Source organism: Actinocrinis puniceicyclus, assembly GCF_018283645.1.
GTDB lineage: Bacteria > Actinomycetota > Actinomycetes > Streptomycetales > Catenulisporaceae > Actinocrinis > Actinocrinis puniceicyclus.
On sequence record NZ_JAGSXH010000010.1, the window covers coordinates 1 to 23,955 of the forward strand.

Annotated in this window: 27 protein-coding genes; 13 read left to right on the forward strand and 14 right to left on the reverse strand. The window is 72.6% G+C overall.

The window, feature by feature from the left end; all coding sequences use genetic code 11:
• On the forward strand, positions 1-676 hold a 676-nt coding region (locus KGA66_RS04715), incomplete at its 5' end, for a PIG-L family deacetylase (protein WP_211464893.1).
• A gap of 141 nt (positions 677-817) precedes the next feature.
• Positions 818-1,168 (forward strand): hypothetical protein, encoded by a 351-nt coding sequence (locus KGA66_RS04720; protein ID WP_211464895.1) that lies wholly within the window; start codon positions 818-820, stop codon positions 1,166-1,168.
• Positions 1,169-1,180: 12 nt separating this feature from the next.
• Here the strand turns inward: KGA66_RS04720 and KGA66_RS04725 are convergent, their stop codons facing one another.
• On the reverse strand, positions 1,181-2,785 hold the full coding sequence (locus tag KGA66_RS04725; protein ID WP_211464897.1) for a sensor histidine kinase: 1,605 nt from the start codon (positions 2,783-2,785) through the stop codon (positions 1,181-1,183).
• Positions 2,786-2,907: 122 nt separating this feature from the next.
• Between KGA66_RS04725 and KGA66_RS04730 the strand changes: the two genes are divergently transcribed.
• From KGA66_RS04730 to KGA66_RS04740, 3 genes are all read left to right on the forward strand, one after another.
• Complete coding sequence (locus tag KGA66_RS04730) at positions 2,908-3,633, forward strand: response regulator transcription factor (RefSeq protein ID WP_211464899.1); 726 nt, start codon at positions 2,908-2,910, stop codon at positions 3,631-3,633.
• Between the two features lie 346 nt (positions 3,634-3,979).
• Positions 3,980-5,185, forward strand: a complete 1,206-nt coding sequence (locus tag KGA66_RS30825; RefSeq protein WP_211464901.1) for a cytochrome P450 — start codon at positions 3,980-3,982, stop codon at positions 5,183-5,185.
• Between the two features lie 215 nt (positions 5,186-5,400).
• Entirely contained in the window at positions 5,401-6,840 is a 1,440-nt protein-coding gene (locus KGA66_RS04740) for a DHA2 family efflux MFS transporter permease subunit (RefSeq protein ID WP_246507037.1), read from the forward strand.
• 8 nt (positions 6,841-6,848) lie between these two features.
• Here KGA66_RS04740 and KGA66_RS04745 read toward each other — a convergent pair whose 3' ends face one another.
• From KGA66_RS04745 to KGA66_RS04760, 4 genes are read right to left on the reverse strand one after another with little or no spacing between them, the layout of a single operon-like run.
• Entirely contained in the window at positions 6,849-7,580 is a 732-nt protein-coding gene (locus KGA66_RS04745; protein WP_211464905.1) for a 2-hydroxychromene-2-carboxylate isomerase, read from the reverse strand.
• Positions 7,577-8,323: a 3-oxoacyl-ACP reductase FabG gene (gene fabG, locus KGA66_RS04750; protein WP_211464907.1), complete on the reverse strand. Its 747-nt coding sequence runs from the start codon at positions 8,321-8,323 to the stop codon at positions 7,577-7,579. The genes KGA66_RS04745 and fabG overlap by 4 nt, the downstream gene beginning before the upstream one ends.
• Positions 8,324-8,340: 17 nt before the next feature.
• Positions 8,341-8,841 carry a 3-hydroxyacyl-ACP dehydratase FabZ family protein gene (locus KGA66_RS04755; protein WP_211464909.1) on the reverse strand — a complete coding sequence of 167 codons (501 nt, stop codon included), beginning with the start codon at positions 8,839-8,841 and terminating at the stop codon, positions 8,341-8,343.
• Positions 8,838-9,266 carry a 3-hydroxyacyl-ACP dehydratase FabZ family protein gene (locus tag KGA66_RS04760; protein WP_211464911.1) on the reverse strand — a complete coding sequence of 143 codons (429 nt, stop codon included), beginning with the start codon at positions 9,264-9,266 and terminating at the stop codon, positions 8,838-8,840. Before KGA66_RS04760 ends, KGA66_RS04755 begins: the two co-directional genes overlap by 4 nt.
• Positions 9,267-9,387: 121 nt before the next feature.
• Between KGA66_RS04760 and KGA66_RS04765 the strand changes: the two genes are divergently transcribed.
• The 8 genes from KGA66_RS04765 to KGA66_RS04800 all read left to right on the forward strand — a co-directional run bounded on the left by KGA66_RS04765 (position 9,388) and on the right by KGA66_RS04800 (position 15,378).
• Positions 9,388-10,419, forward strand: coding sequence for an alpha/beta hydrolase (locus tag KGA66_RS04765; protein WP_211464913.1), 1,032 nt, complete (start codon positions 9,388-9,390; stop codon positions 10,417-10,419).
• Positions 10,385-10,690: a hypothetical protein gene (locus KGA66_RS04770; RefSeq protein WP_211464915.1), complete on the forward strand. Its 306-nt coding sequence runs from the start codon at positions 10,385-10,387 to the stop codon at positions 10,688-10,690. The genes KGA66_RS04765 and KGA66_RS04770 overlap by 35 nt, the downstream gene beginning before the upstream one ends.
• A 49-nt stretch (positions 10,691-10,739) precedes the next feature.
• On the forward strand, positions 10,740-11,156 hold the full coding sequence (locus KGA66_RS04775) for a hypothetical protein (RefSeq protein ID WP_211464917.1): 417 nt from the start codon (positions 10,740-10,742) through the stop codon (positions 11,154-11,156).
• Between the two features lies 1 nt (position 11,157).
• Positions 11,158-11,553, forward strand: a complete 396-nt coding sequence (locus KGA66_RS04780; protein WP_211464919.1) for a hypothetical protein — start codon at positions 11,158-11,160, stop codon at positions 11,551-11,553.
• Between the two features lie 440 nt (positions 11,554-11,993).
• Positions 11,994-12,197: an acyl carrier protein gene (locus tag KGA66_RS04785; RefSeq protein WP_211464921.1), complete on the forward strand. Its 204-nt coding sequence runs from the start codon at positions 11,994-11,996 to the stop codon at positions 12,195-12,197.
• 60 nt (positions 12,198-12,257) lie between these two features.
• Positions 12,258-13,442, forward strand: coding sequence for a beta-ketoacyl-[acyl-carrier-protein] synthase family protein (locus KGA66_RS31400; protein WP_211464923.1), 1,185 nt, complete (start codon positions 12,258-12,260; stop codon positions 13,440-13,442).
• A 4-nt stretch (positions 13,443-13,446) separates the two neighbouring features.
• Entirely contained in the window at positions 13,447-14,535 is a 1,089-nt protein-coding gene (locus tag KGA66_RS04795; RefSeq protein WP_211464925.1) for a beta-ketoacyl synthase N-terminal-like domain-containing protein, read from the forward strand.
• A 33-nt stretch (positions 14,536-14,568) separates the two neighbouring features.
• Positions 14,569-15,378: an SDR family oxidoreductase gene (locus tag KGA66_RS04800; protein ID WP_211464927.1), complete on the forward strand. Its 810-nt coding sequence runs from the start codon at positions 14,569-14,571 to the stop codon at positions 15,376-15,378.
• Between the two features lie 44 nt (positions 15,379-15,422).
• Here KGA66_RS04800 and KGA66_RS04805 read toward each other — a convergent pair whose 3' ends face one another.
• The 9 genes from KGA66_RS04805 to KGA66_RS04845 all read right to left on the reverse strand — a co-directional run bounded on the left by KGA66_RS04805 (position 15,423) and on the right by KGA66_RS04845 (position 23,664).
• Positions 15,423-16,673, reverse strand: coding sequence for an NAD(P)/FAD-dependent oxidoreductase (locus tag KGA66_RS04805; protein WP_211464929.1), 1,251 nt, complete (start codon positions 16,671-16,673; stop codon positions 15,423-15,425).
• 1 nt (position 16,674) lies between these two features.
• Positions 16,675-16,950, reverse strand: a complete 276-nt coding sequence (locus KGA66_RS04810) for a MoaD/ThiS family protein (protein WP_211464932.1) — start codon at positions 16,948-16,950, stop codon at positions 16,675-16,677.
• A gap of 15 nt (positions 16,951-16,965) precedes the next feature.
• Complete coding sequence (locus tag KGA66_RS04815; RefSeq protein WP_211464934.1) at positions 16,966-17,373, reverse strand: nuclear transport factor 2 family protein; 408 nt, start codon at positions 17,371-17,373, stop codon at positions 16,966-16,968.
• Positions 17,374-17,456: 83 nt separating this feature from the next.
• Positions 17,457-17,915, reverse strand: coding sequence for a nuclear transport factor 2 family protein (locus tag KGA66_RS04820; RefSeq protein WP_211464936.1), 459 nt, complete (start codon positions 17,913-17,915; stop codon positions 17,457-17,459).
• A 25-nt stretch (positions 17,916-17,940) separates the two neighbouring features.
• A complete protein-coding gene (locus KGA66_RS04825; RefSeq protein ID WP_211464938.1) occupies positions 17,941-18,936 on the reverse strand; it encodes a thioesterase family protein in 996 nt (331 codons plus the stop codon).
• 9 nt (positions 18,937-18,945) lie between these two features.
• Positions 18,946-19,782 carry an alpha/beta fold hydrolase gene (locus tag KGA66_RS04830; RefSeq protein WP_211464940.1) on the reverse strand — a complete coding sequence of 279 codons (837 nt, stop codon included), beginning with the start codon at positions 19,780-19,782 and terminating at the stop codon, positions 18,946-18,948.
• Entirely contained in the window at positions 19,779-22,127 is a 2,349-nt protein-coding gene (locus KGA66_RS04835) for a beta-ketoacyl synthase N-terminal-like domain-containing protein (RefSeq protein WP_211464942.1), read from the reverse strand. The genes KGA66_RS04830 and KGA66_RS04835 overlap by 4 nt, the downstream gene beginning before the upstream one ends.
• Positions 22,124-23,401, reverse strand: a complete 1,278-nt coding sequence (locus KGA66_RS04840) for a beta-ketoacyl-[acyl-carrier-protein] synthase family protein (RefSeq protein WP_211464944.1) — start codon at positions 23,399-23,401, stop codon at positions 22,124-22,126. Before KGA66_RS04840 ends, KGA66_RS04835 begins: the two co-directional genes overlap by 4 nt.
• A 5-nt stretch (positions 23,402-23,406) precedes the next feature.
• Positions 23,407-23,664 (reverse strand): acyl carrier protein, encoded by a 258-nt coding sequence (locus KGA66_RS04845; RefSeq protein WP_211464946.1) that lies wholly within the window; start codon positions 23,662-23,664, stop codon positions 23,407-23,409.
• Positions 23,665-23,955: the final 291 nt, after the last annotated feature.

Consider the following 23,955-nt stretch of genomic DNA (forward strand, 5'->3'; position numbering starts at 1 on the left):
GCTTCGAGCCGAGCTTCCGCGCTGGCGCAGCGTGCTGGTCGTGGTGGCCCATCCGGACGACGAGACGTTCGGCCTCGGCGCCGTGGTAAACCAGATGATCGAGCGCGGTGCCGCCGTGCACGTGCTCTGCTTCTCCCACGGCGAGTCTTCCACGCTGGGCGACACGAGCGCCCTGTTCGCGCTGCGTGAAGAAGAACTGCGGGAGGCCAGCGCCCGGTTGGGCGTGCGCTCGGTGACGTTGCTGACCTACCCTGACGGCCACCTCGACGCCCTGCCCGCGGGTGAGCTCTCCCGCCAGGTCGCACTGCAGGTCGCCCGGGTCCGCCCGGACGGGCTGCTGGTCTTCGACGACACCGGCGTCACCGCTCACCCCGACCACCGGGCGGCGACCGCTGCCGCGCTCCTCGCATGCTCCGACCTGCCGGTCCTGGCCTGGGCCCTGCCCTCCGTCATCGCCGACCGGCTGCGCCAGGAGACCGGCCAGCCCTTCGTCGGCCGTCTGCCCGGCGAACTCGATCTGTGCCTGCGCGTGGCACGGGCCCCGCAACGCCGCGCCGCCTTCGCCCACGCCAGCCAACTATCGCCGACCGCGGTCTTCTGGCGACGCATCCAACTGCAGGGCGAATGCGAGCACTTACGCTGGCTTCGGCGCCCGTCGGCCGGTCAACGGGACTGACCCCCCGCGGCGCTGCCGAGCGCGCAGAGCGCCGATCGAACGCCCGCGGCGCGCGGAGAATCTCGACACGGTCTGCACACGAGCGCGGCCCGGTCTGCACGGCGGTGCGGTGTGCTGGAGGCAGATCGAAGGAGGCGCACGATGAAGCCGATCAAGTCTCACAGTCCCATCAAGCGCAGGGCCCTGCTGCTGGCGGCGGTGCCGCTGACCGCGGTGCTGGCCGGCGGCGTGGCCGTCGCGGCAACCGGCGCGAGCAGCCCTTCCGCGCCGGCGGGCACCACGAGCACGCTGCAGGACCGCGACCGGGCACGCGACGGTAGCTGCCTGGAGTCCCCGACCGCGACGCCGAGCGCCACGGCCACGACGCTGCAGGACCGCGACCGGGCACGCGACGGAAGCTGCCTGGACTCGCCGACCGCCGTGCCGGGAACGTCGCCGCAACACATGTACGAGCACCAGCACCAGCACGGTGAGGGCGTCGCCGGCCGGTAGGCCGACGCGATCTCAGCCGGGGTGTGAGCGTGGCCCGGTCCCGCGGGACCGGGCCACCGCACGCGGGGCCCGCGGCGCCCGCGGCAGGGTGACGGTGAACACGGCGCCGCCTCCGCTCGGGCTCTCGGCGCGCACGGCGCCGCCGTGTGCGGCCACCAGTTCCGCGACCACCGCGAGCCCGATGCCGCTACCGCCCCGCCCGGCCGCCGAGCTTCCACGCCAGAACCGCTGAAAAAGATGCGGCAACTCCGCGGCCGGAATACCTGGACCGGTATCGCGCACGCTCAGGCGGGTGACATCGTGTCCTGACTCGTCCGGGCCGGCGTCTGTCGCCACCGTGACCGTGCCGCCTGAGGGCGTGAACTTCAGGGCATTGGTCAGCAGGTTGGTCAGCACCTGCGCCAGACGGTCCCGGTCGCCGTCGACGAGCGCGGGCCGGCACTCGAGCCGCAGATCCAGCGCAGCCTCCTCGAACTGAGGGCGCAGTGCCCGCTGCGCCTGCGCCGCGACCTCGGCCAGGTCGACCGGCGAGCGACGCAGGCTCAGCGTCGCGGCCTGCGCGGCCGCGAGCGTGGAAAGGTCCTCCACCAGCCGCTCCAGCCGAAGCGTCTCCTCGTAGAGGGAGGCCAGTCGCTCCGGGGTCGGTTCGGTGACCCCGTCGATCAGTTGCTCGCTGGTGCCGCGCAGAATCGTCACCGGGGTACGCAGTTCGTGTGCGACATCGGAGACCAGCGTGCGGCGTAACGCGTCCTCCCGCTCCAGGGTGCGCGCCATGCGCGCGAAGGCCGCGGTGACCTGGCCGAACTCGCCCACCTGCGGACGCAGACGCGCCGCCACGTCGCTTTCGCCGCGCTCGACCGCCGCGGCGGCGTCGGCCAGCGCGGCCAGCGGCCGGGTCGTGCGCCGCGTGACCAGCAGCGCCGCCACGGCGGCGAGAACGACCGCCACCACGGCGGCCAGCGCGACCTGCCGCAAGATGGCCTGGCCCGCTTGACCCGCGGCGGTCGCCGCCACCGCGGGGAAGGTGATCAGCACGCTGCCGACGCTCTGACCGCCGACGACGATCGGCTCGGCCTGCCCGGACACAGCCGCAGTCGTGGTCCCGGCCGCAGTCGGCACCGGTGTCGCCGATGGTGCCGCGGCCGGTCGCGCGGCCGCGAGGCCCACGACACCCGACCCGCCCGACGCGGCCGCTGCGTTGTGGCTGCCGCCGTGCGTGGTCTGCGGTGTGCCGCGATGCTCGCCGGGGCCGCCACTGGCGGAACGCGCCGGGCCGGGGCCGTGCTCCGTCTGGGGACTCGCGGTGATGGTCGTGACCGCGCCGCCCGAGGTGTCCAGCACGATCAGGTTCGCCGAGCCGGCCTGCGCCAAGGCGTGCACCGCGGTCAGATCCGCCGTGCTCCAGGAGCCCGCGGCCGCATACGCGTCGGCCAGGGCCGCGGTCACCTCGCGGCGCACCTGAGCACGCTGCGAAGCCACCAGCGAGTCGGTCTGCCGGGTGACCGAGAACACCGCGAGCACGGCCACCACGGTCACCGCCCCGATACCGACCAGGGCGAACGCCGCGAACAACCGGCGCCCCACCGGCCCGAACAGTCGCGCACCCGACCCGGCCATGGGTACCACGCAACCGCGCCACCCCGCCGACCGGCAGGGCTGCTGGTCCCGCTTCCCACCGCCGGGCGGCCCTGCCCCCGGCCCGCGCGATGTGATTCGATCGCGGCGAGGCGGTGAGAGCGATGCCTGCCAGCGTGCTGATCGTCGAGGACGAGCGGAAGATACGCGACCTGCTGCGCGCGTCCCTGGAACACGAGGGCTTCTCGGTGCTCTCGACCGAGTCCGGCGCCGAGGCGATCGCGCTGGCCCGCACGGCGCGCCCGGACCTGGTCCTGCTGGATCTGCGCCTGCCCGACATCCCGGGCGAGGAGGTGGCCCGCGAGATCCGCGCCTCGGCGCCCACGGCGATCATGATGCTCACCGCGAAGACCGAGATCGCCGACCGGATCCGCGGTCTCGAACTTGGCGCCGACGACTACGTGACCAAGCCGTTCAGCCCCCGCGAGGTCGTACTGCGCGTCCACTCCATCCTGCGCCGCACCCGCGCCCTCGACGGCGAGGAGGAACCCGCCAGCTACGCGGACCGCGAGCTGGTCATCGACGAACGACAGCACCAGATCACGGCGCACGGCGTGCCCGTGGAACTGACCGCGACCGAATGGAGGCTGCTGACCACGCTGGCCGCGGCACCGCGCCGCGTCTTCAGCCGCTACGAGCTGATCAACCGCATCCGCGGCTATGAGTTCGACGGTTACGAACGCACCGTCGACTCCCACGTGCGCAACCTGCGCCACAAGATCGAGCGGGAGCCCCGCTCCCCGGTGCTGATCGAGACGGTGATCGGAATCGGCTACCGGCTCGCCGCCACGCGCGACACCGCCCCCAGCCCCGGCGCGCCGGCCGGCTGAGCACGGCAGTCGGCACAACGAGTAAGAGCACGGTGATACTCAGACCGCGCGGTCGCGTCCCGGCGCGGCGGGCTTCGGGTTTCCGCCGGCCGTCCCGATCCGCCATTCACCTGGAAGCCCGATGAAAATCCGTGCGGACATCTCGGCGAATTCCGGAGCGCAGGAATATCACAGCACTCTGAAACACTGACAAACTGAGGAGCGAGAAGCCGAGAAACCGACGCGCAACGCTCCGGGACGGCGGTCCACCGCCCGGCCGGGATGACTTGTCAACCGGGGTGTCCCATAACCCTGATTCATGCGATACTGAACGGGACTACTCCCGGTGACGTGAGGAGATCTGCGCGTGGAAGCCGAGCCTGTCTCGTACAACCCGCTCAGCCCCGGGTTCTTCGCCGATCCGTATCCGCACTACCGGCAGTTGCGCGAACAGAATCCGGTCCATTACTCCCGTTACGGGTTCTGGGTCCTCACCCGCTACCGCGACGTGGTCGCCGCCTACCGGGAGCCGCTGCTCTCGCGCGACATGCGGCTCTGGGAGAACTTCGAGGTCTGGCGGCGCTCCCCGGCCGACGGGCCGCTCGAACGGATGATGGCGAACTGGATCGTGATGATCGACCCGCCGCGGCACAGCCCGTTGCGCGCGATCCACGAGCAGGTCTTCGACAGCGCCCTGATGACCCGCGCGGACGCGGTGGCCGCGCGGATCGTCGCCGAGCTGGCCGAGCCCGCGCGTGCCGCCGGCGGGTTCGACGCGGTCGCCGACTTCGCCGACCGGATCCCGGTGTACCTGCTGTGCGCGCTGCTCGACGTGCCGCGCCCGGACTGGGACGCGTTCGTCGGATGGTCGCGTGCGATCGCGCTCACGTCCGAACCGCAGCTGACCACGAAGGTGCTCCAGCAGGGGCGGGAGGCGCAGCAGTCCTTCTACGACTACCTCGGCCCGCTCGCCGCCCGGCGCCGGGCGCGGCCCGGCGACGACGTGCTCAGCGCGATGGCCGTCACCGAGGCCGGCGGGACCCGGCTGAGCGACGAAGAACTCGTAGACAGCCTGGTCTTCCTGTACCAGGCCGGGCACCCGACCAGCACCCAGCTGATCGCGCTGGCGCTGCAATCGCTGCTGGAGCACCCCGGGCAACTCGGCCTGCTGCGCGACGAGCGCTCGCTGCTGCCGGGCGCGATCGAGGAGTTGCAGCGCTTCGACGGGCCGGTACAGATGAACGACCGGGTCGCCCTCGCCGACATCGAGATCGACGGGCAGCCGGTCACCAAGGGCCAGGTGGTGCGGCTGTGCCTGGCCTCGGCGAACCGGGACGAGGAGCAGTTCCCCGACGCCGACCGGCTCGACCTGCGGCGGGAGGTACGCGGCCAGCTCGGCTACGGGCACGGGCTGCACGCGTGCATCGGCGCCGCGCTCGGCCGTGCACAGACCCGGCACGCCCTCGGAGCGCTGCTCGACTTCGGACCCGGGTTGCGCGCGACGGCACAGCGGCGGCGCTATCTGCCCTCCCCCAGCAACCGTGGCCTGGTATCGCTGCCCGTCGAGTTCTAGGCGGGCGTCTTGACTGGTTCCGGGGCAAACCGTCACGACGGACGGACGTTCGCTCCAGCCGGGAAGCCGGGTAGCGCAGAGCGAATCAGCCGAACGGCGCAGCCCGCGAGGCGGCGCAGCGGCCCCGAAACCGGTCAAGATGCCCTCCAAGCCCGAGACTCGTCCGCAGGAACCGGACGGGGTCGTCAAAGAAAGCGGGGAAGTTCGTGACTGAGATGACCACGGCGCGAAAGGCCCGACCCACCCGGCTGGTCGCGGTCGGGGGCACCTTCCTGGCGATGCTCGACTCGACCGTGGTGAACCTGGCGCTGCCCACCCTGCACCGCCGGTTCCCCACCGAGTCGATCTCCACGCTGTCGTGGGTCGTCACGGCGTACGTGGTGATGTTCGCGGCCATGCTCGCCCCGGCCGGGCGAATCGCCGACGCGCTGGGCCGCCGCATCGTCTTCCTCGGCGGCGTCGGGCTGTTCTCGGCGATGTCGCTCGCCGCCGCGCTGGCGCCCAACCTGGGATTCCTGATCGCGGCCCGCACGCTGCAGGGCATCGGGGCGGCCGCGATGGTCCCCGCGGCGCTGGCGATTCTGCTGCTGGACGGGCCCGCCGAACAGCGCGCGCGGGCGATCGGGTTCTGGAGCGCGGCCTCCGCGGCGGCCGCGGCCCTGGGACCGCCGGTCGGCGGCGCTCTGGTGGACGCCTTCGGCTGGGAGTCGGTGTTCTACGTCAACCTCCCCTTCGGCGCGGCCATGATCTACGGCGGGGTGCGGTCGCTGCCGCGGCCGCCGCGCGCGCAGCACTCGATCCGCTCCCGCATGCCCGACCCGGTGGGCACGGTGCTGCTCGCGGCGGGCACCGCGGCGCTGACGCTCGGCGTGACCCAGGGCCCCAGCTGGCACTGGACCTCGCCCGGCACGCTCGCCGCGCTGATCGGCGGGGCCGGCGCGATCGTCGCCGCGCTGCTGTACACCTCCCGCACGCGGGTGCCCGCGGTCGACACCTCGCTGTGGCGCATCCGCACCTTCGCGGTGACGAACATCGTCTCCGTCTTCTACGGCATGGCGCAGTATCCCTGGCTGCTCGTCGGCGTGCTGTATGTCAGCACCGTGTGGCACTACAGTCCGCTCCAGGCCGGCCTGGCGATGACGCCCGGAGCCGTGACGGCCGCGATCACCGCGCTCGGCCTGGGCAAGCGGCTCGCAGTCCTCGGTCCGCGCCGGGTCCTGCTGTTCGGGCTCGTGGCGATCGTGGCCTGCGGCGTGTGGCTGGTGCTCGGACTGACCCAGCAGCCCAGGTTCCTGGCGCTCTGGCTGCCCGCCGGCCTGCTGGTGGGCGTCGGCATGGGCGCCACGACACTGGCCACCTCCGCGACCGCCGCGCTCAGCGCGCCGCCGGTCGCGTTCGCGACCGCGTCGGGCGTCAACACGATGGCACGGCAGTTCGGCGGCGCGCTCGGCATCGCGGTCGCCGCGGCGGTGCTTCAGACCATGGACGGCGCCCGGGCACAGGCATACGAGCGCGTATACGTGTACTGCACAGCCTTCGTCGTCGTCGCGTTCCTCATCACCCTGTGGCGGATGCGGATTCCGGCTCCACCGCAGGCCACGATGACACAGCACCCGGCCGGAGAGTCACGCGAGCAGGTCGCCGACTCCAGGTGAGCAGGACGTCAGCCGCAGCCGCCCGCGTGCCCCTGATCGCCCGCGGGCAGCGCGGGGACGGGCCCCTTTTCGACGGATACCTCGTGCGGCCGCCTGTCCTCGTGCCCTGATTCAATGCCGCCGGGCGCCGCCTGGAGGGTCTCGACGAACCAGGGCAGGCGGTCCACGCCCCAGTACTTGTCGTAGCGGTGGATGAAGAACGGCACGCCGAAAACCCCGTCGGCGTCCACGGCCAGCAACGCCTCAAGGCCGAGCCGCCGGGCCGCGGGATCGTCCACCGCGCCGGCCAACTCGCCGGCGGGCAGGCCGAGTTCGTCGGCCAGCCGGGCGACGGTCGCCCGGTCGCAGATGTCCGCGCCTTCCTCCCAGCGGGCGCGGTACACCGCCGCCACGAAGGCACGCCCGCGGCCATACCGCTCGGCCAGCAAATACGCCAGGTGCGGAACCTCCCAGCACGGCTGCCGGTCCACCGGCCAGGTCACGGTCAGCCCGCGCCGGGCGGCCAGCCTGCGCACATCGGCCAGGACGTAGCGCGCCTTGGCCCTGGAGTGGTCGACGTAAGGGAAACCCGCGCCCGCCTCGGCGAGCATCCGGACGGATTCGCCGTCGGGTTCCCAGAACGGCCGCCACTCCAGCGACGCGGCGACCTGCGGGTACCGCTGCGTCAGATCCCAGTGCGCCAGCCACGAGTACGGGCTGCGCAGCGAGAAGTAGAACCTCGGCGGCGCCCCGGCGGTCATATCACCAGACCGCCGTCGATGCAGAAGGCCTGCCCGGTGATGTAGCTCGCCGCGTCCCCGGCGAGAAAGCCGACCAGGGCGGCGACCTCCTCCGGCCGGCCCATCCGGCCCATCGCGATGTTCCCCACCGCCCGATCGCGCACAGACTCACGCAGCGCTCCGGTCATCTCCGTCTCGATCATTCCGGGGGCCACCGCGTTGGCCCGGATGCCGAAACGGCCGACCTCCAGGGCCAGCGAGCGGGTCATGGCGATGATCCCGGCCTTCGAGGCGGCGTAGTTCGCCTGGGTCGCGTTGCCGCTCAACCCGATCACCGAGGACATGGTGATGATGCAGCCGGTCCGGCGCTTCATCATCGAGAACGCCGCCGAGCGGCACACGTGGAAGGTCCCGTCGAGGTTCACCCCGCGCACGTCCGTCCAGTCCTGCTCGCTCATCAGCACCAACGGGTTGTCCCGCACGATGCCGGCGTTCGCCACCGCGACGTCGAGGTCGCCGAGTTCCTCCTCCACCGCGGCGACGAAGGAGCGCACCGCGTCGGCGTCGCGCACGTCGAGTTGCCTCAGGCACACCGCGGCGCCGGTCTCGCGCGCCTGGGCGGCCACCTCCTGCGCCGCCTTCTCATCGGTGTTGTAGGAGAATCCGACGTCGAAGCCGTCGGCCGCGAGCCGCAGCACCACGGCTCGTCCGATGCCCCGCGACCCGCCGGTCACCAGGGCGACCTTCCGCTGTGAACCGTTCATGACGCAGTCCCTTCCGCTCAGCGCGCGGCGTGCTCCGTGGTCCGCTCGCGCAGGCTCTCGGCCGGGCGCAGGGCGATGACGATCGAGGCCACGCTCAGCGCCTCGCAGCCGTCCGCGAGCAGACTCTCTCCCTCGAAGACCGCGGCGTCGGTGACCGCCCGGACCAGGCGCACCCGGTGTTCGAGCAGGTCGCCCGGCCGGGCCGGCCGCCCGAGCCGCAGGTCGGTGATGCTGCCGAAGAGGGTGACCATCCCCCGCAGTACGTCCGGATTCGGCCGGTCGAGGCAGGCGAGCAGGCCGGCGGCCTGGCACCAGGACTCGATCAGCAGGCTGACCGGGTAGTCGTGATCCGCGTCCTGCGACAACCCTCGATAGCAGGGTTCGTTCACGGTGACCGCCTTGACCGCCGTGAGCGAGACCCCGGGCTGCGCCGCGGTGACCCGGTCCACGAGCAGCATCGGGTAGCGGTGCGGCAGCAGGCGCTTGATCTGCTCGGGGCCGAACGGCGGCGCGATCACTGCGGCTCCTGCTCGGCCTGGTAACGCAAGCGCACCTGCGCGGCGTGTGCCGGTTCCCCGTCCGGGTCGCGCGCCGCCGCGACGGTCACGCGCACCCGGCACACCCAGACGCCCGGCCGCGGTTCCTCGACGGTGACCTGCGCGCCGATCTCGTCTCCGGGATAGACCGGCCGGATGAAGCGGACGCTCTCCACGGCCGCGAGCCTCGGCGCGTGCCCGGCGCCGGCCAGAGCCTGCCGGCCGGCGGACTCGGCGCACTCGACCAGGCAGACCCCGGGGACGATGGGGAAACCGGGGAAATGGCCTTCGAGCACCGGCTCCGCGGCGCTGACCCGGTACGCCGCCGTCAGGGTTCGATGGTCTTGTTCCCGAACCCCGGGTTCGGAGCCGAGCGCCGTGGCACGAGTGCGTTGCGTGATGGTCAAGACAACCCTCCCATGCGTCCCCCGCCGGGCGATCGGTTCACGTGCACTCGATCAGTGACCGATGATAGTATACGTAGTCTTACAGCGTGTTGCATCCGCGAACCGGAGAACGGGTAATCGTATGCGAACACCATCGCCCGCGGCCCGCAACGCGCGGGGAGCCGAGCGCCGCGAACCGGGGCCGTGGCGGCGCGCACTGATCGACCTGGGCGGCGTCGTCGGCGTGCTGCCCGCGGTGTTCGCGGTGCGCTCCTCGGTGCGCGCGGCCTGGCTCACCCTGCATCCGCCGCACAAACCGGTCCAGCCGACGCCCGAGCGCTATGGCCTCAAGCACGAGCGGGTCATGGTGGCCGGGGCCGACGGAGTGCGGCTGGCGTGCTGGTTCATCCCCTCCCCCGGGGCGCGTGACGGGGTGGTCCTCGGCCACGGCCTGAACCGGGACAGCGGCATGCTGATGTCGCTGGCCAAGGCGCTGCACGAAGCCGGATACCACGTGCTCACCTTCGACATGCGCAACCACGGCGAGAGCGCGGACGACGGGCTGCGCCGAGGCCAGTCGCCCCGGTTCGCCGTCGACTTCGGCAACGTCGTGCAGCACTTCAAGCAGCGCCCCGAGATGGCGGGCGGCCGCGCCGCCTGCCTCGGCATGTCGATGTCCGCGTGGACGGCGCTGGACGTGGCCAGGCTCGACCCCGGCTTCGTGCGCGCGGTGATCTGCGACAGCGGGCCGACGCTGGACATCGGCGACACGCTGCAGCGCATGTTCGAGGCGCGCCGCGGGCGCCTGCCCGCGTGGCAGCGCGGCCCGCTGATGTACCGCATCGCGCGCGGCGCCTACCGGCGCGCCGCGCTGTACTTCCTCAAACCCGCGCCGTGGCCGGTGCCGTTCACCGACCACAGCATCAGGCTCCTGTTCATCTCGGGAGCCGCCGACCCGGTGGCCCGCCCGCAGGACGTGGAGCGGCAACTGGCCTGGTATCCCCAGGCCGACCACTGGCTGGTCCCTCGGGCCGGGCACAACACATGCCACATCATGGCGGCGGACGAGTATGCCGAGCGGGTGCTCGCGGTGCTCGCCGCGGCCTTCGCCGATCAGCCGAACGAGGGAAGCACCGGCCATGGCGTCGTACCTGCTGATCGAGAGCCGCAGTGACCTGGAGAGCCCCGACGTGGCGGCGCTGCGCGAGTACGCCGCGCGGCTGTCGCGGGACGGGCACCGGGTCGACTACTTCCTGGTGCAGAATGCGGTGGTGGGCGCGCAGCCCGGCCTCGCCGCGCTCGGTGCGGCGGGGGTGGCGGTGCACGTGGACGGACAAGCGCTGTCGGCGCGCGCGGTGCCGGTCCCGGCCGGCGGCACGCGGGCGGACATCGCCGAGCTCGTCAGCCTTCTGATGACGCCGGGGGTCATCGCGGTCTGGCACTGAACCGGTGGTCGGCGCCGGCGTTCGCACCGTGCGGAAGGAGCGGGGTGAGGTGGATCGAGAGCAACCGGCGCCCGCCGGACGGCTGCTGTTCCTCGGGTTGATCGGCGCGCCGTACGAGTCCGACACGCTGACCACGGCGGTGCGGATCGCCGACGAGGCGCTGCGCCGGCAGCACCGGGTCGAGCTGTGGACCTGCGGGTTCGCCACCACGCTGACCACCGTGCAGGTGAGCGGTGTCAAGCCGCGGGATGTGCGCGCATGGGATGCGCGCTATCCGACGCCCGCGGCGCTCGCCGCGCATCTGCTCGAGAGCCGCGGCGGGGACTTCCGGTGGCTGGTGTGCCGTTACTGTGCCGAGGAACGCGGCGCGCTGGAACAGATCCCGGGGGTACGGATACGCCCGCCGTACGAATTTCTGCAGCGCGCCACGGCGGCGGACGCCAGCCTGGTGCTCGGGGTGAAGTGACATGGCGGACGCGTCGGCGGCCGGGACGCTGGTGGTGATCGAGCGGGCGCACCGCGGAGCGGTCGAACAGCAGTACGCGCACGTGCTGTGGCTGGTGCACGGGCTGCACAAGCAGTCGCCGATGGTGGTGGTGCTGCGCGGTTGCGCGGCGGTCTACGCCCTCGCCGCGGCGAAGCCCACGGGGCTGGAACTCGGCGGCGAGGTCTGGGGCGTTCCCCCCGACTATCCCGACGCGATCGAACGGCTCCGCGCGGACGGCGCGCCGGTATACGTATCGCGGCCCTGCCTGGAGCGCATCGGCGCGGCGGGACTCGACCTGTTGCCCGGCGTCATCGAACTGGACGAAGCCGGCATCACCGGGCTGGCCGCTTCATGCACGCGCTGGTGGTACCTGTAAGACCATCTCAGGCAGGCGGACGGACACCGGGACGGGCCGGGACGGAGACCGGACGACGGGCCGCCACGAACGATCAATACTCGAATACATGTGCTGCTGTCAGGGTTGGAATGTAAGCGGGCGGCGCAGCCATCGGCGGCACGCGGATTTCCCTTTTCCCGCGACCGCTTCGAATCCGGCCGGGCGGCGCGAAGCCGATATGCCCGGCTTATCCGAAATGCCGAATGATTTATCCATTCCCGGCGCCGGAAGCGGTGCGGCAAGCGGTGACTAAGATGTCGATCACGCCCAGACTATCGCATTTCGCATCGAACGCTGATATATTCCTCAGAGCGGTCGCGAACTTTGCGCGGTCGGCCTTTACTCGAAATCAACGGGACTAGGGGAAGCCAATGGCAGCGGAAGTCCAGACACTTGACCCCGAGGAACTTCGGGTTTTCGTGGCTGACGTGCTGGACCTGAACGTCTCCGACCTGACCGACGACGCGCACTTCGTCGCCGACCTCGGGATGGATTCGCTCAAGGCGCTCGAGGTCATGGTCGCGCTGGAGAAGAAGTACGAGATCAAGATCACCGAGGACGAGGTGCGCGACATGACCAACTTCGGTGACGTGCGGGAACTGGTGGCGGCGAAGATCGCCTGACTCCGATCCGGCGGGGCCCCGCGCGGCGCGCGGCCCGGCCCCGCCTCTGGGGGGTTTCCCGTGGAGCGCATCCTCATCACCGGCCTCGGCGTGGTCTCCTGCGTCGGTCAGGACATCGAGACCTTCTGGTCCGCGCTGATGCGCGCGCACAACGAACCGGGGCTGGTGCCCGACCCGCACGCCCGCATGCCCAACCGGTTGCTGTACGTGGTGACCGACCCGCCGCGGGCCACCGATTCGCAGGGCAATGAGCTGAGCCGCACCAGCGCGTTCGCCGTCCAGGCCGCGCGCGAAGCCCTCGCCGACGCAGGACTCGGCGATGCCCTTGACGGTGCCGGCGACGGCATCGGAGTGTCGATCGGCACCGGAGTGGGCGACGCCGGCCTGTTCGAGGCGGCGCGCGCCGGCGGCCGGGTGCCGCGCGCGGCGGACGGCTTCCCGTTCAAGACCTCCGGCGCGCTGGCCGAGCGGTTCGGCCTGACCGGCCCCAACCTCACCGTCAGCACCGCCTGCTCCGCCTCCGCCTACAGCGCGAGCCTCGCCGTGCAGGCGGTTCGCGACGGCCTCGCGGACGTCGTGCTCGCGGGCGGCGCCGACGGCTACACCCGGGTCGGCGTGGCCTGCTTCAACCGCATGGGCGGGCTCGACCCGGTGCGCTGCCGGCCGTTCGACGCCCGCCGCGAGGGCACCGTCTTCGGCGAGGGCGCGGCGATGATGGTCGTCGAGTCCGAGGAGCACTGGCGCCGCCGCGGCGGCCGGCACGCGTACGCCGCGCTGGAAGGCGCCGGATGGAGCTGCGACGCCCACCACCCGACCGCGCCGGAGCCGACCGGCCGCGCCATCGCGCGGGCGATGCGCGCCGCGCTGCACGAAGCCGGGCTCGACGCCGAAGACATCGGCTGCGTGGTCCCGCACGGCACCGGCACCCCGCTCAACGACGTGGTCGAAAGCAGGGTGCTGCGCGAGGTGCTCGCCGGGTCGGACCGCACGCCCCCGGCCGTCTACAGCCTCAAGTCGATGCTCGGGCACACCGGCGGCGCCGCCGGCGGTTTCGCGGCGCTCACCGCGGCGCTGATCCTCAGCCGGCGCACCGCTCCGCCGAACCCGCCGCTGGCCGATCCGGACCCGGAGTGTCCCTTCCCGCTGCACACGGGCGAGCCGCAGCGGCGCGCCTTCGGCCACGCGCTGGTCAACGCCTATGCGTTCGGCGGCAACAACATCTCGCTGGTCCTGGGAGAGGTCTGAGAGAGTGTCTGGTTCAGTCGCGCCGGCGTTTCGCCCGGCCCCGGGCGAGACCCGGGCCGTGGTGACCGGGATCGGGATCGCGGTGCCGACTGCGGCGAGCCCGGCCGACCTGCTCGCCGCGCGGTCCCGGCTCGGCGCGGGGCAGCCCCGCGCGGGCGCCGGGCCGGACTGGTTCGACCCGGTATCGGTGCTGGGCCAGCGCGGCTGGAAGTACCTGTCCCCCGCCACCCGCTTCCTGCTCGGCGCGACGGCGCGGGCGCTGGCGGCCGCGCGTCTGGAGCCCGGGGCGTACGAGGACACGCAGCTGGCGGTCGCGGCGGGAACGAACTTCGCGGCCAACCCGGTGCTGGCCCGCTTCGACGCCGCGGTCCTGGCCGAGGGCTCCGACGCGCTCAGCCCGGCGGAGGCACCGAACTTCTCGGTCAACATGCCGGCCAGCCACGCGGCGGCGAAACACGGCATGCGCGCGTTCAGCCTGACCCTGACCAATCCGGTGGTGGCCGGACTGGAGGCGCTGCTGGCGCTCACCCGGGCGCTGGGCACCGGCCGCGCCGCCGCGGGCCTGGCCGGAGCCACCGAGGAGATGCCTGATGTACCGGTGCGCGACGACGCGGGCGAAGGCGCCTGCGCGCTGGCCGTGGAGAGCGAGAAGGGGGCGCGGGAACGCGGGGCCGGCGCACTGGCCGAGATCGCCGGCGGGTTCTGCCGCTTCCTGCCGCACCCGGCCGAGACGGCGGCGAGCACGCAGGGCAGCGCGCGGCTCGCGTCGGCGCTCGGCGATCCGCTGACCGCGCTGGTCACCGCCGCCGGCCGCGGCGCGCAGGGCGACCCGATCCCTTTCATCGTGTGCTGCGATGACCCGGAACTGGCCGGCCGCCTTACCCGGTACTGCACCGAACGCTGCGCGGCGGCGGGCGTGACGCTCACGCCGGTAGCCGGATATCTCGGCGGCGACGGCGCGTTCTTCTCGGTCTCGCCGCTGCTCCAGCTCGCCGGGCTGATCACAGAACACGGACACGGGCTGGTGCTCGGCACCGCCCCGCACGGAAACCTGGCGGCCGTGCTGCTGCGCCCCGCCCGACCGGCCGCCTGACCGCGGCCCCGATCCGGAACGGAGATCCGCGACATGGCGGCCGGCGTCCTCGACGGAGTCTGGAGCCTGATACTGGGCGTCTCGGGTGGCATGGGCCGCGGCTGCGCCCTCGCCCTCGCCGAGCAGGGCTCGAACATCCTCGGCGTGCACCTGGACACCGCGGCCGGGCAGAGCGCGGCCGACGAACTCGAGCGGCAGCTGCGCGGCCTCGGCGTGCAGACCCGCTTCTTCAACGAGAACGCGGCCTCGGACCGCAGCCGGGCCAAGATCATCGCCGAGGCGGCCGGCCTGGTCGGGCCGGCGGGGGTGCGGGTGTTCATGCACTCACTCGCCTTCGGCTCGCTCGTGCCGTTCCTGCCCGGCCCCGACGGCGACGGCGACGAGCCGCACGCCACGCGCGCGCAGATGGACATGACGCTGACGGTGATGGCGCACAGCCTCGTGTACTGGACCCAGGACCTGCTCGCCGCCGGGCTGCTCGGCGCGGGCGCCAAGATCTTCGCGATGACCAGCGCGGGCACCGCCAGGGTGACCCGCAGCTACGGGATGGTCTCGGCGGCCAAGTGCGCGCTGGAGTCCCACGTGCGCCAGCTCGCGGTCGAACTGGCGCCGCGCGCGGTGAGCGTCAACGCGATCCGCGCCGGCATCACGCTGACCGAGTCCTTCCTGCGCATTCCGGAAAGCGGCGAGCTGAGCGAGCGGGCCCGCCTGGGCAATCCGCACGGCCGGCTGACCACCGAGCAGGACGTCGCCGAGGCCGTCGTGCTGCTGGCCCAGGCCCGCTCCTCCTGGCTGACCGGCAACGTGATCGGCGTGGACGGCGGCGAGATCCTGACGGTGTGACGGCGCCCGCGGCCCGGCGCGCCGAAGAGGGACCGGGCGCCCCCTCATGTCGGCATCAGCCCGGCGCGCGTGAGGATCCGCACGATGTTGTCCAGCGCCGAGAACTCCTCCGGCAGCACGCTGCCGGCCAGGATGCCGAAGAACTGGTCGCGGTCCTCCTCGTTGTCCTCCAGCGCCTTGAGCACCCGCGCGGTGAGCCGGTCGAGCGGCTGGTAGCGCGCCTGTTCCAGGGTGTACTTGTACAGCGGCTCGGCATCGCGGTTGCGCCGGACCTCGTACTCGGCCAGCGCCTCATCGGCCGGGCGCGCGCCCTCCAGCGCCTCGTGCAGCGCCGCGGCGAGGTACTCCGCGTCACGGAAGGCGTCCGACATGCCCAGCGCCGTCACCGGGTCCTTGTGGTACCCGGCGTCGCCGACCAGCGCCCAGCCGGGTCCGAACGGCTTGCGGAAGAAGTTGGGCACGTGGTGGGTGCCGGAGAAGCGCTCCACCCGGCGCGCGTCGCGCAGCCGCTCGGCGAACTCGGGCACGTCCCGCTCGATCGCCGCGAAGTATCCGCCCTCGACGTCCTTGCGCAGTTCCCGCCATTCGGCGTGCGGGGAGCCGCACAGCACCACGGCCAGGCCGTCGTGCGTCGGGATCGCCGGGACGCAGCGGCCCGGACGCCAGTGGATGAGCAGATCGTCGAGGTTCAGGTTCTCGAAGTAGGTGTAGTAGGTGACGGTCAATGGCGGCACCGTGTTGTACTCCTCGGCGCCGACGGTGCGAGCCACCAGGGACCGCATGCCGTCGGCGCCGACGACGAAGCTCGCGGGCACGGTGACCCGCGCGCCGCTCGAGGTGCGGCCGCGCACTCCGGTCACCCGGTCGCCGTCGCCCAGCAGTTCGGTGACCAGGAACCGCTCCTCGAACTCGACCCCTGACTCGACAGCGGCGTCGATGAGCAGCTTGTCGAGCACGTACCGCCGCGGGCACACGCCGACCCGGGTGCCCTGGTAGGCCGGCGGACGGCCGGTGAGCCGCACCTGACCCCAGTCGGAGGTGAGCCGGGCCACCGGCGGACAGCCGGTGGCCAGCAGCCGGTCCAGAAGACCCCACCGCTCCAGCCGGGCCGCCCCGTAGAACGGAATGAAGTGCGAGGACATCGTGTCGCTGGGAAAACCCATCCGGTCCACCAGCAGCACCCGGTGCCCCATGCGGGCCAGCAGCATGGCCGTGGCGGAGCCCGCGACGCGGGCACCCACCACCACCACGTCGTAGCCGCGGCCGGCTCCAGTGACGGCCGTCGCACCGGCCACGTCAGCCTCCGCTGATCGCGGGCAGGATCAGCAGCTCGTCGCCCTCGCGCACCGGTGTGTCAAGGCCGGAACGCTCGCGTACGTCGTCTCCGTTCACGTAGAGGTTGACGTAACGGAAGGGCCTGCCGCCCTCGTCGACGATCTTCCTGGTGGCGCCGGGCACGACGGTTTCGAGCCCGGCCAGGACGGCGCCGACCGTGCCCGCCGCCGGGACCTGCACGTCGATCAGGCCGGGGCGCCCGTCCTGGCTGAGCGTCGCCGGGATACGCACCTTCACCGAAGCCTCCCGGGATCAGGCGGACCAGAACTTGTTGACGAATACGTCGTCGTACACCCAGATGCGCGCCTCCACGACCTTGTTGCTCACCGGGTCGAACCTGAAGGTCTGCACGCCCGGCATGACCAGCGTCATGCCCTTGCGCTCGCCCCGGTAGGTGGAGACGACGGCGGCGAGGCTGTCGTCGGTGGCGATGTTGTGGATCTCCGCGCGGAAGGTGCCGTCGGTCACCTCGGCGCTCTTGCGCAGCCACTCGAAGACCGCGTCCAGGCCCACGATCGTGCCGGAGAGCGGGTGGTCGCCCGGCGTGTGCCACACCACGTTCTCGTCGATGCCCTCGGCCAGCCGCTCGTACTTGGCGTGCTCGAACCGCATGTGGCCGAGTCTCAGAAGCTTGATCAGAGCGTTGTCCTCAACCGCCACTTTCTCTCACCTTTCGTTCGGGTCGCACCGGCCGCCGCGCGGCGCCCGGCCTGGGATGGTTCTCGTGTGCTGCGCCTCCGGGCTCAGTAAGCCCAGAAGTCGTCGGAGGCGGGCTGATCCTCCATGAACAGCTCGCGCTCGTAGACCTTTCCGTCGCCGGGCCGCAGCCGCCAGACGTTCACGATCTGCTGGTCGAGGGTGCGCCCGCGGCGTTCGGCGCGCACCCGCATGAGGCAGAAGACCGTGCGCTCGTCGGCGGCCAGGTCCAGGACCTCGGCGCGGAAGGTGCCGTTCGTCTCCTGCTGCACCCGGCGGAAGAACTCGAGCACGGCGTCGATGCCGACGATGTCGGCGGCCAGCGGGTTGACGTGCGGGACCCGCCACACCACGTCGTCCGCGAGCATCGCGCGCATCAACTCGACCCGTCCGGCGTGGAAGAGCTCGATGGCCCGCCGGGCGCCGTCGAGATTCGCCGCGATGCCCTTGCCCGCGCCCGCGGCCGCGCCCTGCGCGCCTGCCGTCGCGGTGCTGCCTGTCGCCATGTTCGAACGCTCCTTCCGTCGCCGGTCAGCCGGCCGCGTCGCCGCGCAGCGCGGCGAGCGTCGGCTCGTCGAATTCGACCAGTCGCCAGTCGCGCCGGTCGAGGATCTCGGCGTACCCGTGGGTGATCCGGCCGCGGGCCGTGCACACGTACTGGCCGCCGCGGCGCACGTAGCACTCCATCCGGGCGGTGTACGTCGCGCGCTTGAAGATCTCTTCCACGGTGAAGACGACGTACAGTTCCTCCTCCATCAGCGCCTCGGCCAGGATCTCGACCCGGGCGCGCGGCACCACCGGGATCCACCGGCGCCCGTCGACCAGGGTGCGGATGGAGATGCCGCGCTCGGCGAGGAACAGGTCGACGACCTCCTCCATGAGGCGCAGATAGCCGGAGTGCTGGAGGCGCCGGGAGTAATGGCAGTAGAAGTACGGGATCCGCCAGCGCCACACGATCGCGTTGGCCCCGGGTGCGGCGAGCCCTGATTCGGTGTCACCGACGATGCCGCGGCCTTCCAGCGGCGCGGGCGGCGCGTAGGACAGGGGCGCGTCCACGCCCACCGCGCCGCCGCGTTCGATGCGGCGCACCACGGCCGGTACGCCGTCGGGCGGCTGCGGCGCGTCGTCATCGAGGCGGAAGACGGCGCGCACTGAGGCCGTCGCGGCCAGGACCGAGCGCGGTTCGCCGGGGCGCTCGACGCTGGTGCGCGTGCGCAGCACCAGTTCGCCGGAGTCGTCGCCGGCCTGCGGGATCACCTGCGTTCGCACCTCGTCGTCCATGTGCAGCGCGGTGAGGATCCGCGCGTCGCCGTCCACGATGTCCAGGCCTAGGCCGTGTTCCTCGTACAGCCGCCGGGGGGCCAGGCCGGTTCGCCGCAGATGTTCGAGCACTGCCTCCTCGACGAGGTACATGACGTGCTTGAAGCCGATCCAGGTGCAGATGTTCGAGCCCTCGAAGCGGGGCCTGGACACGATCACGGTGCCCAGCTCGCCCGCCGGGCTCTTCTCGGGTGTCGTCGTCGTCATCCGGTTCTCTCAGCGGTTCTCGGCGAGGGGGTGGGTGGGCACCGGCGCGAGGCCGGACTCTTCGAGGAACCGGCTGATCAGCGCCGCGGCGCGCAGGGGGTCCTCGAGCATGGTGAAGTGGCCGCCGCCGCCGATCACCTCGACGCGGGCGTCCGGCAAGGCGCGGGCCAGGGCGCGGCAGTCGCGCGGATACGAGGCGGTGTCCGTTTCCCCGCCGATGACCAGGCACGGCGCGCGCAGCTTGTCCAGGTCGAGGCGGGGCGTGGCGGTGAACAGGGTGAAGTACGCCAGCCAGCCGTACACGCCGATCCGGTCGCGCACCCGCTCGGCCATGGCCTGGGCCAGGTCGGGATCGCGCGGGCGCGCCTGAGCCTGGATGCCCGCGTACAGCACCTCGGTGAAGTCGTTGAGGTAGTGGCTGATCGCCGGCCAGTCGAACTCGGCGCTCGACGAGCGGTAGAACGGGGAGAAGAGCACCAGCGCGGCCGGGTCGAGCGCGCCGGTGCCCGCGCACAGCAGGTCCAGCAGCGCGTTCGCGGCGTAGGAGTGGGCGATCAGGATGCGCGGGCGGCACCCGGCCAGGTCCAGCGCGCGTTCCAGCCACACCGCCGGCGCGGCCTCGACGGTCCAGTCGCTGCCGTCGGCGGCGTCCCAGGGCAGTTCGAAGGACCACAGCCGCAGGCCGGCGGGCAGGTGCCGGGCCAGCGGTTCCCAGACGCGCTCGCTTTCCCCGAGCCCGTGCAGCAGGGCGACGCAGGCGTCGGGCTGCGCGCTGCCGTCGCGCAGCAGTCGCGCGCTCACCCGGCCGCCGGGGAAATCCGCGTGGCGGACGGCGGCGGGGTTCATCGGGCGCCCGTCAGGGACAGCGCGGCGAAGTCCGCTCCCCAGCATCCGCCGCTGGCGATCACGGCGGTGTCCGCGGGGCTGAGCGCCAGCCACTCGGCGGCGGCGGCGCACTGGAGCACGCCGAGCGCGGCGGAGGTCTCGCCCAGCACCGCGCCGAGGTCGATTGAGTCAAGGCCCTGCGAAACCGGGTGCGGCCGGTGCGCCGCGGCGGCCCCGCGCTCCAGCGCCTCGCGCGCGGCGGCCCGGTCGGCCGCGGCGCTGTCGTGGTGTGGACACGGCGGGAACCAGACGCGGGCGAACGAGGATGCGCCGGGCGCCGCGTTCGCAGCAGCGTCCGGCGCCGGCTTCGGCGCCGGGGCCGGGGCCGGCAGGGCGGCCGCGAGGGACGCGGCGGCGCGGTATTCGCCCAGCAGGGCGAGCGGGCGGCCCGCCCGCTCGCGCACCAGGTCGAGGTCTTCGACGACCACCGCCACGGCGCCGTCGAACAGGCCCGGGGCGGGTGAACCGGGGTCGCGGCGGGCCGCGGTCCGCGCCAGCAGCTCGGCGACGGCGGGCTCGGCCGGCTCCACGCCGACGACCAGCATGCGCCGGGCGCGCCCCGCCCGGATCGCGTCCGCGGCCAGGCGCACCGCGTCCACGCCCGAGGGCGCGCCGCTGGAGACGGTCAGGTTGTGGCCGCCCAGCCGGTACCAGATCGCCAGGGACGCGGCGACCACGTTGCCTGAGACGTTCGGCAGGTCCATCGGGCTGGTCTGCTCGACGCCGAGGGCGTGGATGAGCTCTGTCACCCGGCACACCTTCTCGGCGATCGAGAAGTCGGTGGCCACGGCCACGCCGAAGCCGGCCGACTGCGCAATGTCCGGTTCCGGGGCGCTGAGCCCGGCCGCGGCCAGCGCGCGGGCCGCCGCACTCAGCGCGAGCCGGGTGGCCCGTTCGTGGTAACGCAGCCCTCTGGGTCCGACCACGTCGCTGCTCTCGAACGGCGGCGGCGGCGCGCCCGCGGCGAGCGAGACGCCACCGCGGGCCAGTTCGAGCAGACTGCGGCAGTTCGCGGCGGACGGCAGTTCCAGGCCGATGCCGGTGACCGCGACGCGGGTCGTCGTGCGGGTGGTGGCGCGGGCGGCGGCCTGCGCGGCCGGGAGGCCGGCCGCGGCGCGGGGACGCTCGATCAGCGCGACGGCGTTCAGCCCGCCGAAGCCGAAGGCGTCGATCTGGGCTATGTCCAGCGGCGCGTCGGACAAGGGCGCGCCCCCGCCGTGCGCGTCACCGTGCCCACCGCCGGCCGGCTCGACGACCGGCTCGACGGCGAAGCGCATGCCCGCGGCCTGCGCGATCGGCTTGACCAGGTTCGCGGTCGGCGGCACCAGACCGGTGCGCAGCGCCTCGGTCGCCACCACCAGGCTCATCAGGCCGGAGGCGCCCGAGGTGTGGCCGGTCAGCGACTTGAGCGCGGTCACCAGCGGCTCGCCGAGCGCGTCGCCGAACACCTCGCCGAGCGCGGCCGCCTCGGTGGCGTCGTTGAGCAGCGTCCCGGTGCCGTGCGCCATGATCAGGTCGACCTGACGCGGGCTCAGCCCGGCGCGGCGCAGCGCCTCGCGCAGGGCCCGGACCAGACCGGGCTGATGCGGGGCGGTGCTGTGATGGGCGTCGCAGCAGGTTGCGACGGCACGCAGGACCGCCAGCGGCGCGGCCGACCGGTGCCGCGCGGCCGTGGGGTGCTCCAGCACGATCGCGGCGGCGCCCTCGCCGAGCACCACACCGACCCGGTCCTCGTCGAACGGGGCCACGTGCGAGGGCGGGCGCGCGTTGACCCGGTCGAGCAGCCCGAACATGCTCTCGCTGATCGCGTCCACTGCGGCCACCACCACCGCGTCGGCCGCGCCGAGTTCCAGCAGGTCGGCGCCGACCGCGAGCGCGAACAGGCCGGCCGAGCAGGCGTTGACCAGCGTGACGTGGTGGCCGAGGCCCAGTTCCCCGGGCAGCGGGCCGAAGGCCAGCCGGTCGGCGGTGACCTCGGCACCCGCGGTGCGCCACAGCTCCAGCGAGCGCTGCTCGCCCAGCCCGGTGCCGATGACGAGCGGGACGCGCGACCCGGCGGGCAGCGCCGCGTCCGCCAGCGCCTGCCGCACCGCCTCGCGCAGCCAGCGCGAGGCGCGAGCGGGCTCGTCCGCCCCGCCGGGCGGCCGGTCGTCGATCTCGTAGGCGTTCTTCACCCGGTACCTGGCCGGGTCGAAGGCGCGCAGCGGATGCACGGCCTGCGCGCCCCGGCAGTACTCCGCGAAGGCGGCGCGCACGTCGGCGCCAAGGCTGCTGACCAGGCCGGCCCCGGTGATCACGGGGTTCACGCCGCGGCCACCTCCCGGGCCGGCGTGCGCTCGTCGCAGCGCCCGAACAACACGATCGCGTTGTTGCCGCCGAAGGCGAAGGCGTTGTTCTGCACGATGCGCAGGTCGGCCCGGCGCGCCGTGTTGGGCACGCAGTCCAGGCCGCACTCCGGGTCAGTGCTGACGTGGTTGATGGTGGGCGGGATGAATCCGCGGTCCACCGCGACGGCGCAGGCGATGGCGCTCAGCGCGCTGGCGGCGCCCATCGAGTGGCCGATCATCGACTTGATCGAGACGGTCGGCGGCGCGGCGTCGGCGAAGACCTCGCGCACCGCGGCCGCCTCGGTCAGGTCGTTGGCCTTGGTGCCGGTGCCGTGCGCCGAGATCAGGTCGATCTGTTCCGGGCGCACCGCGCTGTTGCGGTGCGCCCGGCGCATGCACTCGACGATGCTGGATCGATCCGGCGCCACCGGATGACGCGCGTCACAGCTCAAGCCGTAGCCGAGGATCTCGGCGTAGATGTGCGCGCCGCGGCGCACCGCGCTCTCGTAGGGCTCGATGAACAGCATGCCCGAGCCTTCTCCGGTCAGGATGCCGCGGCGGTCGACGTCGAAGGGAGCGCAGGCGGTAGGCGCGATGGTGCCGAGGCGGTAGAACCCCGCGAAGGTCTTGCGGCACATGGCGTCGGCGCCGCCGCACAGCGCGTACTCGGCCTCGCCGAGGCTGAGCACGTCGTAGGCGTATCCGATCGCGTAGTTCCCGGCGGCGCAGGCGGTCGGGAGGGTCACCGCCTCCACATCGCGCAGCCCGAACTCGTGCGCCACGCTCGCCGAGAGCCAACTGGACGGCACCCGGCGCACCAGCCGCGGCGGCAGTTCGTCGAGGCCGCCGCGCACGCAAAGCTCGGTCAGACGGTCCAGGTCCTGGGACTCCCCGTCGGTGGTGCCGACCGAGATCAGCCCGGGGACCTGCGCCAGCCGCGCCGGGTCCACCCCCGCGTCGCGCAGCGCGAGCCCCGCGGCGGCGGCGGCGAACTGGGCGGCCCGCCCGACGCTGTCGGGGTCGAGCCTGGCGAGCCGGGCCGCGGGGTCGAAGTCCGCGACCTCGCAGCCGTTGGTGTGCGCGAAACCGGCGGTGTCGAACGCGGTGATCGGGCGCACGCCGCTGCGTGCCTCGGCCAGGCCCCGGGCGAACCGCTCGGCGCCGATGCCGATGCTCGACACCGGGCCGATCCCGGTGATCACGACGCGGCGGGCGCCGCGAGCCGCACCATCCCCGGCCAGTCCCGCGGACACGGCGGCTAGGCCCGGTTGCCGGTGTATTCGGCGATGACCTGGTAGATCCCCTGCAGGTTGACCATCCGGGCGAGCTCGGCCTGGTTGATCTCGACCTTGAACTCGCGCTCCAGAGCGGCCAGGATCTCGATCGCGCGCAGCGAGTCGGCGTCGTGGTCCTCCTTGAACAGACTCTCGTCGGTCAGTTCCGCCGGGTCGATCTCGAGAATACCGACGACTATGTCTGTGATCTGCTGTCGCTGGTCCTCGCTCAGAACGTTCATACGCGCTCCTGAATGCCGCGCGCGATTCGCCGGTCGCCGCCCGCGCCCGAATCAGGGCACGACTGAACCACGCACGGCAATGCGCGATATGTGACAGCAAGCTATTGCATGCACTGAACCGTACTGCGGGTACCCATGCCTACTCTTGGGATTCCCGCGGCGACTAGACACCCCGTCTCGTGCCGTGGCCAATGCTATCTTCCGAAACGGAAGTTGTCATCGTATTCTGACAAACGATCTCGCAGATCTCGAATGATCTCTTCACCGACCGGTCGCGGCCGGCGGACGCGC